At 54.1% G+C, this 16,650-nt stretch carries 13 protein-coding genes; 12 read left to right on the top strand and 1 reads right to left on the bottom strand.

All coding sequences use genetic code 11. From position 1 onward, the window contains the following. The first annotated feature begins 104 nt into the window (after positions 1 to 104). The 10 genes from HMPREF0494_RS06485 (at position 105) to HMPREF0494_RS06530 (ending at position 12,469) form a co-directional block, all read left to right on the top strand. The gene (locus HMPREF0494_RS06485; protein WP_040458867.1) at positions 105 to 737 is read left to right on the top strand and encodes a glycoside hydrolase family 73 protein; all 633 of its coding nucleotides are present in this window, start codon (positions 105 to 107) and stop codon (positions 735 to 737) included. 20 nt (positions 738 to 757) lie between these two features. Continuing rightward, the gene (locus tag HMPREF0494_RS06490; RefSeq protein WP_007124155.1) at positions 758 to 1,333 is read left to right on the top strand and encodes a xanthine phosphoribosyltransferase; all 576 of its coding nucleotides are present in this window, start codon (positions 758 to 760) and stop codon (positions 1,331 to 1,333) included. 12 nt (positions 1,334 to 1,345) lie between these two features. Continuing rightward, positions 1,346 to 2,518 (top strand): ATP-grasp domain-containing protein, encoded by a 1,173-nt coding sequence (locus HMPREF0494_RS06495; RefSeq protein ID WP_007124156.1) that lies wholly within the window; start codon positions 1,346 to 1,348, stop codon positions 2,516 to 2,518. Positions 2,519 to 2,642: 124 nt separating this feature from the next. Next, positions 2,643 to 4,931, top strand: a complete 2,289-nt coding sequence (gene pcrA / locus HMPREF0494_RS06500) for a DNA helicase PcrA (protein ID WP_040458868.1) — start codon at positions 2,643 to 2,645, stop codon at positions 4,929 to 4,931. A gap of 21 nt (positions 4,932 to 4,952) precedes the next feature. Then, on the top strand, positions 4,953 to 6,989 hold the full coding sequence (gene ligA, locus HMPREF0494_RS06505; protein ID WP_007124158.1) for an NAD-dependent DNA ligase LigA: 2,037 nt from the start codon (positions 4,953 to 4,955) through the stop codon (positions 6,987 to 6,989). A gap of 3 nt (positions 6,990 to 6,992) precedes the next feature. Continuing rightward, the gene (locus HMPREF0494_RS06510) at positions 6,993 to 8,102 is read left to right on the top strand and encodes a CamS family sex pheromone protein (RefSeq protein ID WP_007124159.1); all 1,110 of its coding nucleotides are present in this window, start codon (positions 6,993 to 6,995) and stop codon (positions 8,100 to 8,102) included. Between the two features lie 136 nt (positions 8,103 to 8,238). After that, positions 8,239 to 8,556 carry an Asp-tRNA(Asn)/Glu-tRNA(Gln) amidotransferase subunit GatC gene (gene gatC, locus HMPREF0494_RS06515; protein ID WP_040458869.1) on the top strand — a complete coding sequence of 106 codons (318 nt, stop codon included), beginning with the start codon at positions 8,239 to 8,241 and terminating at the stop codon, positions 8,554 to 8,556. Beyond that, entirely contained in the window at positions 8,556 to 10,028 is a 1,473-nt protein-coding gene (gene gatA, locus HMPREF0494_RS06520) for an Asp-tRNA(Asn)/Glu-tRNA(Gln) amidotransferase subunit GatA (protein ID WP_007124161.1), read from the top strand. Before gatC ends, gatA begins: the two co-directional genes overlap by 1 nt. A gap of 1 nt (position 10,029) precedes the next feature. Continuing rightward, positions 10,030 to 11,454 (top strand): Asp-tRNA(Asn)/Glu-tRNA(Gln) amidotransferase subunit GatB, encoded by a 1,425-nt coding sequence (gatB, locus tag HMPREF0494_RS06525; RefSeq protein ID WP_007124162.1) that lies wholly within the window; start codon positions 10,030 to 10,032, stop codon positions 11,452 to 11,454. Positions 11,455 to 11,464: 10 nt separating this feature from the next. Continuing rightward, positions 11,465 to 12,469, top strand: coding sequence for a diacylglycerol kinase (locus HMPREF0494_RS06530; protein ID WP_007124163.1), 1,005 nt, complete (start codon positions 11,465 to 11,467; stop codon positions 12,467 to 12,469). A gap of 42 nt (positions 12,470 to 12,511) precedes the next feature. Here the strand turns inward: HMPREF0494_RS06530 and HMPREF0494_RS06535 are convergent, their stop codons facing one another. After that, on the bottom strand, positions 12,512 to 14,740 hold the full coding sequence (locus HMPREF0494_RS06535) for a phospholipase D family protein (protein ID WP_007124164.1): 2,229 nt from the start codon (positions 14,738 to 14,740) through the stop codon (positions 12,512 to 12,514). A gap of 148 nt (positions 14,741 to 14,888) precedes the next feature. Here HMPREF0494_RS06535 and rlmD point away from each other — a divergent pair, with 148 nt between their 5' ends. Both rlmD and HMPREF0494_RS10990 read left to right on the top strand, forming a co-directional pair. Further along, positions 14,889 to 16,265, top strand: coding sequence for a 23S rRNA (uracil(1939)-C(5))-methyltransferase RlmD (gene rlmD, locus HMPREF0494_RS06540; protein WP_187368695.1), 1,377 nt, complete (start codon positions 14,889 to 14,891; stop codon positions 16,263 to 16,265). 196 nt (positions 16,266 to 16,461) lie between these two features. Beyond that, on the top strand, positions 16,462 to 16,650 hold a 189-nt coding region (locus tag HMPREF0494_RS10990; RefSeq protein ID WP_169304280.1), incomplete at its 3' end, for a KxYKxGKxW signal peptide domain-containing protein.

The following is a 16,650-nucleotide window of genomic DNA, read 5'->3' on the forward strand; positions in this document are numbered from 1 at the left end:
TTGTTTTTAAATCGTAAACCAGTTCCCCGGGGAAAAATGCTATAATCAACATTGGTTATTTTTAAATTGAATTTACAACTATGAGTACTCAGGGAGGATTTCCATTGGCAAAGCGGAAGAGAAGAAAATCACGGAAAACTACTTCGGGGCGCAAGGTCCTCATCTGGATCCTGGTCGTCATCGCGCTCTTCTTGGGCGTCTATGCAGCTCACCACTACTACCGGATCTGGAACCAGCAGCGGATTGAGCGCCAGCTTCAACGGCAGGACCAGCAGGCTAAGCAGGCCTTTATCAAGCAGGTAGCTCCTGAATCCCAGGCAATGCAAAACGCCTACCACGTGTACGCGTCGGTCACGATTGCCCAGGCGATCCTTGAATCGCAGTGGGGAACCAGCCAGCTAGCCTCCCAGTATCACAACCTCTTTGGCATTAAGGGAACCGACCCGAACAATTCCCGGGTGCTGACGACCAAGGAGTACATCAACGGTCACTGGATCGTCACCAAGGGCCGGTTTAAGGTCTACGACAGCTGGAGCGACTCCATCAAAGATCACACCAAACTGATGCTAAACGGGACCGATACGAATAAAGAAAACTACCAGGCCGTGGTCCAGGCCACCAGCTATCAGCAGGCAGCCCGGGAACTGCAAAAGGCGGGCTACGCGACCGACCCGGACTATGCGCAAAAGTTAATTTCGGTCATCCAGACCTATAAGTTATATAATTATGATAAGTAAATGGTAAAGGAGCGCGCTTCATGCAGGAATTAAACGATAAAATCAAGCAGTTTGGGACGGTGCTACCCGGCAACGTTCTGAAAGTGGATGCCTTCTTGAACCACCAGGTCGATCCGGAGTTAATGCTGCACGTTGGTCAGGAATTTGCCCGGCGGTTTGCTGATGAGGGCATTACCAAGATTTGGACGGTCGAATCATCGGGGATTGCCCCGGCCGTGATGACCGGCTTGGCGATGAAGGTACCGGTGATCTTTGCCCGCAAGCATAAGAGTTTAACGCTGAACAGCAACCTGTACGTGGCGGACGTCTATTCCTATACTAAAAAGACGACCAACCGGATCTCAATTTCTAAGAAGTACGTTGCTCCCGATGATAAGATTTTGATGATTGATGACTTCTTGGCGAACGGCCAGGCCGTGGAAGGAATGCTGGAAATCGCTGACCAGGCCGGGGTGCACGTCGCCGGGGCCGGAATTGTGATTGAAAAGAGTTTCCAACCCGGGGGTCGGGAGCTGCGCGATCGGGGAATTCGGGTGGAATCGCTGGCCCGGATCAAGTCGCTGGCCGCGAACCAGATTGAGTTTGAAGAAGACTAAGGGGGTTATGACATGAGTGGGGATGCACTGTACCCGGGAAGTACGCTCGGGATTATTGGAATCAACCGTAACGGCGGGGCACTGATTGCTGCCGCCAAGAAGGCGGGCTTTAACGTAGGGGTGTACGTTGATCACGCCCAGCCCGCTATTACCAAGATGGCTGACTTTACCATCGTCGGTGCCTATAACGACAAGGACAAGCTGACCGAATTTGGGCAAAATAGTGACGCGGTCATTTACCAGACGCCGAACATCGACTCCCGGGTAATCCGTTTCCTGAGCCAGTTTGCGGCGGTACCGCAGGGGATCAACGGCCTGGAAATTGTTCAGGACCGGCTGATGGAACGGGCCTTCCTTGACCAGATCAACATTAACATCGCCCCTTACGTGACGGTGGTGAGCCTTGATGACGTCTACCAGTCCATCGATTCAATCGGCTACCCCGCCCTGCTTAAGCCGATCCAGCGGGGAATTGGCGAGCAGTCGATGATGATTGCCCGCCAGTCCGACATCGCCCGGGCGGCGGACTTCATCAGCACTGGGACCTACCTCTTGGAATCGTGGATCGACCACACCGCGGAGTACACGATGACGGCGGCCACGGATGGGGACCAGGTGGAAATCTACCCATTAGCGAAGCTGCAATTTTCTGCGGACCGGCAGCTGATTGCCGTTGCCACCCCCGCCGTGGTTGATGACGCCCTGCTGACTGAGATGCAGCGGATTGTGAAGAGCGTTGCCAGTTCGCTGGAATACCACGGGGTGTTCTCTCTGAACTTCTACGTTACGGCCAACGGTTCCCTGTACGTGAAGAACATCGAGTTAGGTATGACCTCCATTGCCAACGTCTATGACAGCTCGGCCAACGTGACCCAGTATGACGAACAGCTGCGGGCCGCGGTGGGAATGCCGCTGCACATCGTCCGTTCCCTGCAGCCGGCCCTGCTGATGGTGATTCGCAAGAAGCAGGAGGCTGCCATCCAGCGGCAATGGCTGCTCAAGGATAACTGGCAGTTCCGCCTGTTTGACCTGCCGGCGGTCGATGATGATAGTCTGATCGGCTTCGTTTGGGTGACCGGCAGCAGCAGTTTGGACGAGCTGGAGGACCAGGTCGATGATACGGAGGTCTGGGACGAACCCATCGCCCCGAATGACGCCCCGCAGAACAACGACGATGAAATCTGATAAGAGCAAAATAACCTGTTAAAAGGGCCAGACGGCTAACCAGTCGCGAGGCCCTTGGTTATTTTTCTCGCCGCTTTTTTGTTATAATATTAGCCGATTGAATTTGAAGAGAGGATGGAACGGCGTGAGCAATAGTCAAGCATTGTTAGAGGGAATGAATGATAAGCAGGCTGAGGCGGTCCTGACGACGGAAGGACCACTCCTGGTCATGGCTGGAGCGGGTTCCGGAAAGACCCGGGTCTTGACGCACCGGGTGGCCTACCTGATCGAAGAAAAGGGGGTCTTGCCGTGGAATATCCTGGCGATTACCTTTACTAATAAAGCCGCTAAGGAAATGCAGGAACGGGTTGGCAAGCTCCTGGGCGAGGGGGCCCAGGATATCTGGGTTTCCACCTTCCACTCCCTGTGTGTCCGGATTTTACGGCGGGATATTGAAAAGCTCGGCTATAACCGGGCCTTTACGATTGCTGACACGAGCGAGCAGCGGACCCTGATGAAGCAGGTCTGTGCGGAGCTCAACATTGACCCGAAAAAATTTGACCCGCGGAGTATCCTCAGCACGATTTCAAACGCCAAAAACGCCCTGCTGACGCCGCAAGAATACGCGGCCAAGGCGGGCAGCGACAATAATCCCCACAGTATGTACAGCCAGGTCGTCGCTCGGGCCTACAAACTCTACCAGGAACAGCTGGAGGCTAACCAGGCCCTCGACTTTGACGACCTAATTATGAAAACGATTGAGCTGTTTGAACAGGACCAAGAAACCCTGGAATTCTACCAGGACCGCTTCCACTACATCCACGTCGATGAATACCAGGACACCAACGATGCCCAGTACAAGCTGGTCCACATGCTGGCGGACAAGTACGAAAATATCTGCGTGGTCGGGGATGCTGACCAGAGCATCTACGGCTGGCGGGGGGCCAACATTGAGAACATCCTGAATTTTGAGCGGGACTACCCCGGCGCCCACACGGTGATGCTGGAGCAGAACTACCGGTCAACGCAAAACATCCTGGACGCCGCTAACGAGGTCATCAAGAATAATAACGGGCGGAAGGACAAGAACCTCTGGACCGAAAATGGCCGGGGGGATAAGATTAGTTACTACCAGGCCCAAAACGAGCACGACGAGGCCCAGTACATCGTTTCTAAGATCCAGGAAGAACACGCTCAGCATGGCTACCACTACAACGACTTTGCCATCCTCTACCGGACCAACGCCCAGTCGCGGGTGATCGAAGAAACCTTCATGAAGTCCAGCGTACCGTACACGATGGTCGGGGGGCACAAGTTCTACGACCGGAAGGAAATCCGCGACATCCTGGCCTACCTGACTTTGATCGTCAACCACCAGGATTCGATGAGCTTTAGCCGGGTTGTCAACACACCGAAGCGGGGGATCGGCTTGACCAGTGTTGAGCACCTGCGCGAATTTGCCAATGACAACCACTGGTCCCTACTGGAGGCCAGCCAAAACGTCGATATTGCCAACACGATTACCGCCCGGACCCGGAACAAGCTGGCCGACTTTGGGCAATTAATCAAGGACCTGGACCAGCAGGCTGACTTCCTCAGCATTACCGACCTGACGGACCAGATCCTGGAGCGGTCGGGCTACAACCAGATGCTCCGCAAGGATAACAGCCTGGAAGCCCAGGCCCGGCAGGAAAACCTGGACGAATTCAAGTCCGTGACCCAGGAGTATGACAAGCAGCACGCCGACGATGACGTTGATAACCGGCAGAAGCTCGTCAACTTCCTAGCTGATCTGGCCCTGGTGTCCGACCAGGACGACGTTGACGAACAGGCCCCGGCAGTGACCCTGATGACCCTGCACGCGGCTAAAGGACTGGAGTTCCCGGTCGTCTTCCTAGTGGGGATGGAAGAGGGGATCTTCCCCCTGTCCCGGGCCCTGCTGGAGGATGACGAGCTGGAAGAAGAACGCCGCTTAGCCTACGTCGGCATTACCCGGGCGAAGAAGAAGCTCTACCTGACGAACGCAGTCTCCCGGCTCCTGTACGGCCGGGTCCAACGCAACCAGCCGTCCCGCTTTGTCGAGGAAATCAGTCCCGAATTGTTGGAAGAGGAGGGCGGTATGAACAGCTTCGGCGGCGGTCGTCTGCCGTTCGACAAGCGGGCCGCCATGAAGCCGACTTACCGCAGCCAGCAGGCCAAGCACCACTACCGCGATGCCGGCAAGCGGGTTGCCCCGGTTACCAATTCTGGAACCGGCGCGGATAAGCTCAGCTGGAAGGCTGGCGATAAGGTGACCCACAAGAAGTGGGGCCAGGGGACGGTTGTCAAAATTAGCGGGACCGGTAATGACATGGAATTGGACATTGCCTTCCCCAACCAGGGCGTTAAGCGGCTCCTGGCCAGCTTTGCCCCGATCAAAAAGGTGACGGATTAACAAAAAAGTGAGGCCTAAAGAATGGATAAACAAACACCAGTCGACCAGTTAACGCTGGCGGCGGCCAAACAGGAAATTGCCCCCCTCCGGCAACAGCTGACCAAGTGGGGCCGGGAATATTACGAACAAGATAACCCCTCAGTCGAGGACTACGTCTACGACCGGGCCTACCAACGTCTGGTCGAATTGGAGCAGCGCTTTCCAGAACTCAAGACCAGTGATTCGCCGACCCAGCACGTTGGTGGCGGACCGACGGGCGAGTTAACCAAGGTGACGCACGAAATTCCGATGCTGTCGATGGGCGATGTGTTCTCAATCGATGAGCTAATGGACTTCAACCAGCGCCAGCAGGATAACGACGATGTTAACGTAACCCCCGAATATAACCTGGAGCTGAAAATTGATGGGCTCTCCCTTTCGCTGGTTTACGAAAACGGCCGGCTAGTCCAGGGGTCGACCCGGGGGAATGGGAACATCGGCGAGGACGTCACGGCTAACGTGATGACGATCAAGTCGGTGCCCCACCAGCTCCCGGAACCGTTGAGCTTAGAATTTCGGGGCGAGTGCTATATGCCGAAAGAGTCGTTCGTCAAGCTTAACCAGGAGCGGGAAGCCGCCGGCCTGCCGATCTTTGCCAACCCACGGAATGCGGCGGCGGGCAGCCTCCGCCAGCTCGATCCCCAGGTAACCGCCCGGCGCGATTTAGCAACCTTTATGTACTACGTGCCCGAGTACCAAAAACTCGGCGTGCGGACCCAGGCGGCGGCCCTTAACCGAATGCGGGAACTCGGCTTTTCCGTCAACCCCCACAACCGGGTGGTGCGGAGCCGGCAGGAGATTACCGACTACATTGAAGAGTACACGGCCCAGCGGGACCAGCTGTCTTACGGGATCGATGGAATCGTGGAAAAGGTCAATGACCTCGATACCGAGAACGCCCTGGGCAATACCGTTAAGGTGCCCCGCTGGGAAATCGCCTATAAGTTCCCACCGGAGGAGCAGGCAACGGTGGTGCGGGAAATTGTCTGGACGGTGGGCCGGACCGGCAACGTGACCCCAACCGCGGTCATGGACCCGATTCAGCTAGCAGGAACGACGGTTAGCCGGGCTTCCCTGCACAATCCCGACTACCTCCGCGAAAAGGATATCCGGCTCGGCGACACGGTTTACCTGCATAAGGCCGGGGATATCATTCCCGAAATTTCCCGGGTCGACTTGAAGAAGCGGCCAGCAGACAGCCAGCCGTACCAAGTGCCAACGACCTGCCCGGTCTGCGGCTCGGACCTTGTCCACTTGGACGGCGAGGTGGCCCTGCGGTGCGTTAACCCGATGTGCCCGGCCCAAATCAAGGAGGGCCTGGCCCACTTTGCCTCCCGGAACGCGATGAACATCGACGGCCTCGGCCCGAAGATTATCCAGCAACTCTGGGATAAGCAGCTGGTCCATGACGTAGCCGACCTGTACAGCCTGACTCACGACCAATTATTAACTTTAGATAAATTTGGCGACAAATCAGCGACGAACCTATTGACATCGATTGCGAATAGTCGTAATAATTCTGTCGAGCGCTTATTATTCGGCCTGGGGATCCGTCACGTGGGTGCCAAGGCGGCGCGGCTGATCATGGAACACTTCCAAACGCTGGAACGTCTGATGGCAGCGAATGCCGAGGAAGTTGCGGCCGTGGACGGAATCGGCCCGACAATCGGCGAGAGTGTCCAGACCTACTTCGCCAACGAGCAGGTAGTCACTTTGGTTGACGAGCTGCGGGCGGCCGGGGTCAACTTTGACTACCATGGGGCAAGTGCCCCGGTTGCCGCGAGTGAGTGGAACGGCCGCCGGGTCGTGCTAACGGGTAAACTAGAAGAACTGACCCGGACGGACGCCAAAAACTGGCTGGAAGCTCACGGGGCGAAGGTCACCGGAAGCGTTTCAAAGAAAACTGACATTGTCATTGCGGGGACGGCGGCCGGCAGCAAACTGACCAAGGCGCAGGACCTGGGAATCACGGTCTGGGACGAAGCCCGATTTGCCCAAGCGATGAAGGAGGAACAATAAATCGTGAAGCGAACTATCAAGAAAATTGCAACCGCCACGGCGCTGCTGGCGAGCGTGGTCGTGCTGGCCTCGTGTGGGAAGAATTCAGCGAAGAATTACAGCACCACCGGGTCAGGCAACGGCAACTACCAAGGGGTCATTCAAAACGGGCGGTACAAGACCAGCAAGGCCCGTGGGATCAACGTGGCCCAAAACGATAACCAGTTTAACCAGAAGAGCTTTGAAAGCGGCCTGACCCAGGTTTCCAAGCGGGTCTTTTCGCCGAAGAACTACATTTTCCAGGAGGGGCAGTACTTAGATACCAGCACTTTGCAAAGCTGGCTGGCGCGGAAGTCGGCCAAGAATCCGGAGGGGCTGAATCCCGCCCAGGGAAAGAAGAGCGACCCGAACCCTGAATACGTCCAGCAAATCGAAGAACAGGACTACATGACCGATAATGGCCGGTCAATGAAGCTCAAGGGCGTGGTGATCGGGGTCGGGATTAACTCCGAATACAACTACCAAAAGAAGACTGACGGCCCGTCCTACACGAAGAAAATCAGCCAAGACGAGGTTCGGCGCCAGGGGGAAATTGCCGCGCAGAAGATTTTGACCCGGCTGCGCCAGAAGAAGGCCTTGCAAAACGTCCCAATCGTGATTGCCCTCTACAAGCAGGCACCAGACGACAGCCTGGTCGGCGGCAGTTTCTTTGCGTACAGTAAGAACAACGGTAATAAGATTAGCGGCTGGACGAAGCTGGATTACAAGACGATGGTCCTGCCGAAGGCGTCGGCCACGAACGCCCAGAACAGCGCTGATTCAACCGATAACGATAATTTTGCCAACTTCAAGAGCCAGATTCAAAACTTCTTCCCGAACCTGAGCGGGGTGACCGCCCAGGCCCAATACCACAATGGCAACCTCGCGGGGATGCACATTACGGTGACGACCCAGTTTTATAGCCAAACGGAGATTACCAGCTTTACCCAGTACATCGCCCGGGCGGCGAAGCGCTACCTGCCGAGTGGAATCCCGATTGATATTCGGATCCAATCGGATTCTGAGATGCAGGCAATCGTTTACCGGGATGCCGGTTCCGACACCTTCCGGACCCACATCTTAGATTCATACTAATGTTTAACTAAGGATCGCAGCGATGGCTGACGGTCCTTTTGCTTTCTTACGGCATAATTCAATAAAAAAATCAGTCATTCTGTGCTAGAATTGTTAATTGTATATGTACTTAATTTTGAGAAAAGAGGTAGAAATGATGGCCAGTAAGATCACTGAGCAGGAAGTAAAGCACGTTGCAGAACTTGCTAAACTGGAATTCCCCCAGGCAGAGCTTGAACAATTCACGACTCAGCTGGGAAGCATTATCGATATGTTTGAGGAAATCGCCAATGAGGATACGGACGGCGTTGAACCAATGACCAACGCGACCGACCGGGTCAATGCCATGCGTGAGGACAAGGCGGTCAAGGCGAGCCCAGAAGAAACCGCGGCATTATTGAAGAACGCTCCAGATGCGGCTGACGGCTACATCCGGGTTCCGGTAATCATTGATGAAAGTGAGGATGGCGAATAATGGATTTTTACCAAACAGACCTCAGCCAGCTCCATGATGACCTGGTAAACAAGAAGATCAGCGCCACAGAACTGACCAGGGAAACCCTCGACCACATCAAGGGCAATGACGACCAGGTCAAGGCGTTCTTAACGCTGGACGAAGAAGGGGCCATGAAGCAGGCCCAGGCAGTCGACGAAGCCGGGATTAGTGCCGACCAGCTGCTTGCCGGGATCCCGCTGGCGGTCAAGGATAACATCTTGACGAAGGGGCTGCGGACGACCGCGGCTTCCAAGATGCTGGAAAACTTCACGCCTGTGTACGACGCAACGGTGGTTGAAAAGCTGAAGCAGGCGGGTTACGTCAACGTTGGGAAGACCAACCTGGACGAATTTGCCATGGGTTCCTCGACGGAAAACTCCGCCTTCTTTACCACCCATAACCCGTGGGACCTGACCCGGGTACCGGGCGGTTCTTCAGGTGGTTCCGCAGCCGCGGTGGCCGCGGGTGACGTCCTGGGGGCACTCGGGACCGACACTGGTGGTTCCATCCGGATGCCCGCTTCCTTCAACGGAATTGTCGGCATGAAGCCAACCTATGGCCGGGTTTCACGGTGGGGAATCATCGCCTTTGGTTCCAGCTTTGACCAGGTTGGCTGGCTGACCCGGTCCGTTAAGGATAACGCCTACCTGACCGCTTTGATTGCCGGCAACGACGAACACGACACGACCTCTTCGCTCAAGGAAGTTCCGGACTGGGCGGCCCAGCTGAATGATTCCACAAGCATTAAGGGCCTCAAGATTGCCGTACCAAAGGAATACTACGATGGCCTGCGCGCTGATGTAAAGGCCGTTATCAAGGCCGCCCTGGACCACCTGGAATCCCTGGGGGCAACCGTGGACGAAGTGAGCCTGCCGCACACCCACGATGGGGTTCCGGCTTACTACATCCTGGCCTCATCCGAAGCCTCATCGAACTTACAGCGGTATGATGGGATTCGTTACGGCTACCGGGCACCGGAAGCGAAGAACCTGGAAGAAGTGTATGTCAAGTCCCGTTCCCAAGGATTTGGGGATGAAGTTAAGCGCCGGATTATGCTGGGGACCTTCTCCCTGTCAGCCGGCTTCTATGACGCTTACTTCAACAAGGCCGCCAAGGTTCGCCGCCTGATTAGTGATGACTTCACCAAGGTCTTCAAGGATTACGACCTGATCGTTGGTGCTACCGGGGCTTCCACGGCCTTCAAGATTGGTGCCGAAATCGACGATCCGAAGACGATGTACATGAACGATGTGCTGACCGTGCCGGTAAACATGGCCGGTCTGCCAGCAATGTCACTGCCGGCCGGCTTCTCCGCTGAAGACGGGATGCCAGTGGGCCTGCAGCTGATTGGGAAGCCGTTTGACGAGCAGACCATCTACAACACTGGTTACGTCTTTGAACAGACGACTGACTTCCACCAGAAGACCCCACAGTTAGGAGGACAGAACTAAGATGAACTTTCAAACAACCATTGGGCTTGAAGTCCACGTTGAATTAAAGACGAACTCTAAGATTTACAGTCCTTCACCGGTTGAATATGGTGACCAGCCGAACGCTAATACCAACGTGATTGACTGGGGGTACCCCGGGGTGCTGCCGACCTTGAACAAGGGCGTTGTCCGTGACGGGATCATGGCCGGCCTGGCCCTCCACGCCCAGATTGCCCGGCGGATGCACTTTGACCGGAAGAACTACTTCTACCCGGATAACCCGAAGGCCTACCAGATTACCCAGTCCGCGACGCCAATCGCCCACGACGGCTGGATTGAAATCGAGGTTGACGGTAAGAAGAAAAAGATCGGGATCGCGGAGATGCACATCGAAGAGGATGCCGGGAAGAACACCCACACCAGCAAGTATTCCTACGTCGACTTGAACCGGCAGGGCACCCCGCTGATCGAAATCGTTTCTAAGCCGGACATTGCTTCGCCAGAAGAAGCGGTGGCCTACCTGGAAGCACTCCGGCAGCGGATCCAGTTCACCGGGATTTCCGATGTGAAGATGGAAGAAGGGTCGATGCGGGTTGACACCAACATTTCGATTCGGCCAATCGGCGCTGACAAGTTTGGGACCAAGACGGAAATGAAGAACATCAACTCCTTCAACTACGTCCGCAAGGCCCTGGCCTTTGAAGAAAAGCGGCACCAAAACGTACTGCTCTCCGGTGGTCACATTGCCCAGGAAACGCGGCGTTACGATGAGCCAACCGGGACAACGATTTCGATGCGGTCCAAGGAAGGGGCCGACGACTACCGGTACTTCCCTGAACCAGACCTGCCACCGGTAGAGGTCAGCGAAGACTGGATCAAGGAAATCGAGGGCGAAATGCCGGTAATGCCGGGTGAACGGCGGAAACACTACGTTGACGACCTCGGTCTGTCCGACTACGACGCGATGGTCCTGACCCAAACCAAGGAAATGTCCGACTTCTTTGAAGAAGCGATCAAGGATGGCGGCGACCCGAAGCGGGTAGCCAACTACCTGATGAACGACGTCAATTCCTACCTGAACGACCAGCACGTTGACCTCCAGGACACCAAGCTGACGCCAGCCAACCTGGCCGGGATGGTCAAGCTGATCGACGACGGGACGATTTCTTCTAAGATGGCCAAGAAGGTCTTCAAGGGAATTTTAAATGGTGAAGAACCACAGGCTTACGCTAAGGAACACGGCCTGGTCCAATTGTCCGACCCAGCCCAGCTGCAGCCAATTGTCGATGACGTTCTGGCAAACAACCAGCAATCCGTTGACGACTACAAGAACGGGAAGGACCGGGCAGTCGGCTACCTGATGGGCCAAATCATGAAGCAGACCCATGGGAAGGCCAACCCGAAGATCGTGACCCAGCTGCTGATGAAGTCGCTACAGGCGATGTAGGAGGCTGACGATGCGTAAACGAGCACGGATTATTTACAACCCGACTGCTGGTCGTGAAGCGCTCCGCCGGGACCTGGTCGATATTCTGGACATCTACGAAAAGGCGGGCTACGAGACGAGCGCGTTTGCCACTACGCCAGCACCGGATTCGGCAAAAAATGAAGCAACCCGGGCGGCGCAGGAAGGCTTTGACCTGATCGTGGCTGCCGGCGGGGACGGAACCCTCAATGAGGTGGTGAACGGGATCGCCGGGCTGGAAAAGCGGCCAACGATGGCGATTATTCCGGCCGGGACGACTAATGATTACGCCCGGGCGCTACGGATTCCCCGTGATGATCCGATTGCTGCCGCTAAACTGATCCTAAAGAAGAACAAGAAGTTCAAGATTGACATCGGCAAGGCGGGCGACAACTACTTTATGAACATCGCGGCCGGGGGGACCCTGACGGAGCTGACCTATGATGTGCCGTCGTCGATGAAGTCGCTTTTCGGCTATGCCGCATACTTTGCCAAGGGTGCGGAGCTTTTGCCGCAGGTTAAGCCGGTTGACGTTTCCATTAAGTACGATGGCAATGAATATCGGGGAATGGCTTCGACGATTTTCCTGGCACTGACCAATTCGGTGGGCGGCTTTGAGCAAATTGTGCCGGATGCCGCGCTGGACGATGGTAAGTTTACGATGATCATCGTAAAGAAGAGCAGCCTAGCCGATATGCTGAGCTTGATGGCGAAGGCCCTGCAAGGCAAGCACCTTGGCGATCCGCGAATTATTTATGCCAAGGCAACCGATGTGACCGTAACCCCGTTAAATAAGGAAGACCGCCTGATGATCAACCTCGATGGCGAATACGGCGGGGACGCACCGATGAAGTTCCATGACCTAAAACAGCACATTGAGGTGGTGGCAAACCTGGATGAGATTCCGGATGATGCCATCACCGATTCGGCCGACTTTCGACGGGTCGAAAAGGACTTCGTGGAGGGTGTCGGCAAGATTAGTGAAGAAGATAAGTAAAAGAGCAAACCAGCAACTATGAGCAGTTGCTTGGTTTGCTCTTTAATCTTTATGAAAGAGACGGGAGAATAATCCCGGCTTCTTCTGGTTAGCTGCCAGTTTGGCGAGGACCTCCTGCATTTGCTGGTCGCGTTGCTCTTCCCGCTTGCTCCGTTCCTCATCCCGTTTGGCTTGGGCCTTGAGGTAGGCACTCATGCTGTTTTGGTCGTGTTCCTGCTGGTGCAGCTGGTTGTAGTAGTTACGGATCAGGGGTTCGCCAATAAAATGATCGAACTTATCAATGCTGAGCATCATCCCGTTGTCGTATTGGTAAATCGCGATCCCGGCTTCCCGGGGGAACATATTGAAGTAGTTATCTAGGGTTTGGTTGATGTTTTCGTAGGTGGTGCTCCCCTTGAGGTTGTTGAAGATGGCTTTGGAGACGGTGAACCGCTGGTCGTCACCGTTGGTAAAGGCGACGTGCTTGAAGTCGTCGTCCCGGATCAGCATCTTCCAGGTAATCCGGTTGCGGTCGACCTTGTAATTGTAGTTGTCATCGATAATATCGGCGAGCTCGTTAGCGAGGTTAAAGTTCTTAAACAGCTCTTTGACGATTTGCTTGGTGAGGTACAAGTAATCGCTAATCAAGTGGTCTTCGTCAAAGCCGGAGAGCTGGTTGAGGCGCCGATTCAGTTCCCCGGTCACGTATTTATAGATGTGGTCATTGAGGCTGTTAATCAGGATATTGTAGTCGTAGCGCTGCTGGTCCAGCGGTAGCCAGCCGGCTTCAAAGGAGAGGTAGTAAACCCGCTTGGTAATTTCCTCCAAGTTGTTGATGGCGTGTCCGCCAGCGTTGTGGTTCATCGCAAAGATGTTGACGTTGTGGATGTCATCGATGGTGTTTGACCACTGCTTGATTGCGTTGGTCGCCACCTTGCTGTGCAAGAAGTTATCGTTGAGTTCATCGATAATCATTGGCGAGATGAACCGTTTTGACTGAAGGTAATTATTCAAGAAGCCGACTGCCCGGTTGGTGTGCGAACCGTTCCCGCCATTGATTTCTGAATACTGGACACTTGAGGAATGGTCACCGATAAAGGGTTTAAAGTAGTCGCGGACGAGGAGCGTCTTCCCAGTGGTTCCCCGGCCAATCAGGACCATCGAAAGGGGAATCTGGTCGGCACTACGGGCGTAGTTGGATTGCCGGTAAATTTGGCGGATTTTCCAGATCAAGGGTGCAGTCATCAGGTACATAAAGGCGGAAAGCGCCTGGTGGCTTTCGTCCTTGACCTTGTTGTACTTAAAGCTCTTGATAATGTTAATGAAGTTAACGACGTCTTCTCGGCTGACCTGGTAGAGCGGAAAACTAAGCGGGTGGTAAAGCTGGTCGTGGGAATCCTTGATGATGATTTGGTTTCCCTGGTAGGACCACATTGGTGTCGGACACAGGGAGTCGGCGCTGACCGTTTCGGTCTCGTCCTGGTCGCTAAAGGATTGGTAGGTGATCTGCTGAACCTGTTGGCGAACCTGGTCGTGGTTCCGCCGTTTGTTACCCTTCGCGGTGTAAATCGCCTTGATGACCCGGGCGGTCGTGTCTGGGACCAGTGCAAAGCGTTGGCTAGACTGCTGGTCAGCGTTAGTTATTTTAGTAATATCGTCAGGATTGATGTGCAATTCAGAATTCTGGAGCTGGTCGAGTGTCTGGTCAGTGACGATGGCGGTAATCGCCTGCTTATCCTTACCACGGATCTGGCCAATTAGTTTCCGGTTAACGTAATCAATACTGTCTTCCGTGAAGTTTTGCTGAAAGAGTTGTTGGTGAGCCGCATAGATCGGCTGGTCGGCCGGATTGTCCTTTTGACCAGCGTACATCCAGAGCATTTCGTGGTTGTTGGTAAGGGCCTTTTTAGTCAAATTCATGGAGCCGTTGAAGATGATAAAAGAGTCGTTATTTTCCACGATGAAATACTTGGTATGGAAAAGCTGATCCTTAGTAAAGCGGAGTTGAAGGGTTCCATCCTCCAGCCGGTTAAGAAAGTCTTCACTGGCTGAAGTGAGTTCCTTGACCCTGCGAGAAACGTTAAAAAATTGGTTGAGATTTTGTCCAGTTCGCTGGTCTTCAAGCCCTAGGACCAAGTTTACTTGTTTAAAGCGGGGGAGTAGTTGACGTTCAATAATCTTAAAACTGCTAACAAAGGAAACACCGTTGAACCGGTCAAAGTCGTTAATTAGGTCGAAAAAATCGGGCTGGTACAACATCGTATTATGTTTCAGGTCGTAGATTGTAAGCATGAGCTAACGGCTCCTTTCTAAATTTAATTTTAAATGGCTTTGAATGGCATGTAAATACAATGATTAACTTCAGTGACATTGCTTGATGAGCCTGGGCGATTTTGTCATAATAGGGCTATTGAGCAATGGTGAAAATGGAGGAAGAATCGTGAAAGTAAACGTTCCGGTACATAAAAATGAAGAATACCAGGCCAAGGTAATTGATTTGACCTACGAGGGCAACGGGGTCGTCAAGATTGCTGACTTCCCGGTCTTTGTACCCAACGCCCTACCGGGGGAAGAAGTGACGGTGCGGGTGACTAAGGTGACAAGGAACTTTGCCTTGGGCCGGGTGATGGACTGGCAAACGAAGAGTGCCGACCGGGTCGACGTGAAGGACAAGAAGTACATTCAGACCGGGATTGCACCGCTGGGTCACTTAAAGTACTTGGCACAGCTGCGTTTTAAGCAGCACCAGATTGAGGAGCTGTTGGCGAAGGCTCACCTGGATGGAATTAAGGTAGCGCCGACGATGGGGATGGAGCGGCCTTACCACTACCGGAACAAGGCTCAGGTGCCTGTCAAGCTGGTCCACGGCAAGCTGGAAACCGGCTTTTACAAGCGGGGAAGCCATACCCTGGTGCCGATTGAGGACTTCTACATTCAGGATCCGAAGATTGACGAGGCGATTGTCGTCGTTCGGGACTTGTTGCGGAAGTACCACGTGACGCCGTATGATGAACGGACTGGTAAGGGCGTTATCCGGACGGTGATGGTGCGCCGGGGCTATTACAGCCATGAAGTGATGGTTGTTTTGGTCACGAACACGAAGCGGTTGCCGATGAAAGAACAGATTGTCGACGGCATCGTGGCCGGGGTGCCGGAAGTGAAGAGTATCGTGCAGAACATCAACGATAAGCGGACCAATAAGCTGCTCGGTGATACTGATAAGACGCTGTGGGGCAAGGATGAAATCCACGACCAGCTGCTGGGCATTGACTTTGCGATTTCGCCGCTGTCCTTCTACCAGGTCAACCCCCAGCAGACGGAGCGGCTGTACCAGACGGCGATTGATAGTGCGGGACTGGATGGTAGCCAGACGGTGATTGACGCCTACTGCGGGATCGGGACGATTTCACTGGCGGTGGCGCGGCACGCCAAGCAGGTCTACGGGGTTGAGATTGTCCCGGCGGCGATTGAGGATGCTAAGCATAACGCCAAGCGCAACGGGATTAAGAACGCCAAATTTGTCGTTGGCAAGGCCGAAGACCAGTTTGCCAAGTGGCAGGCGGCGGGCCTGAAGCCGGACGTGGTGATCGTCGACCCGCCGCGCAAGGGCCTGGCGGAGTCGCTGATTGAAGCGACCGGCGAGATGGCGCCACAGAAAGTGATTTATGTTTCCTGCAACCCGGCCACCCTGGTGCGGGACATCCAACGCTTTGCGGACGTCGGCTACCATGTGGTGAAGCCGATCCAGCCCGTCGACCAGTTCCCGCAGACGACGCATGTTGAGAGTGTTACGGTCCTGGAACGTACAGAAAAATAGTCGATAAACCGCGTCATAACGTCATTCGTAGACAATTGAAAGTGTACTAATTCCTGTTTTATTGATTGGAATTAGTACACTTTTTGCTTTTTATGCCTTGAGTGTTATTATTAATGTAGTTTCTTGAAACCGTTTGATTTAATGATGGGATTTTGGTATGATTTTATCTAAAAAAGTGAAAAAGGTAGGTTCTTTTATGTTAAGGAATAATTATTTTGGAGAGACTAAAACGCATTATAAATTATATAAATGCGGTAAGAATTGGGCTGTCATGGGGATTTCATTATTTTCGCTGGGATTAGGGATGGATGCTAGTTACCAGCCAGTGTCAGCTGATGTGACAGCCACCAGCACCTCAAGCAGTGCAGTGAGGACCGATGCAATC

The sequence above is a fragment of the Limosilactobacillus antri DSM 16041 genome (assembly GCF_000160835.1).
Taxonomy (GTDB): domain Bacteria; phylum Bacillota; class Bacilli; order Lactobacillales; family Lactobacillaceae; genus Limosilactobacillus; species Limosilactobacillus antri.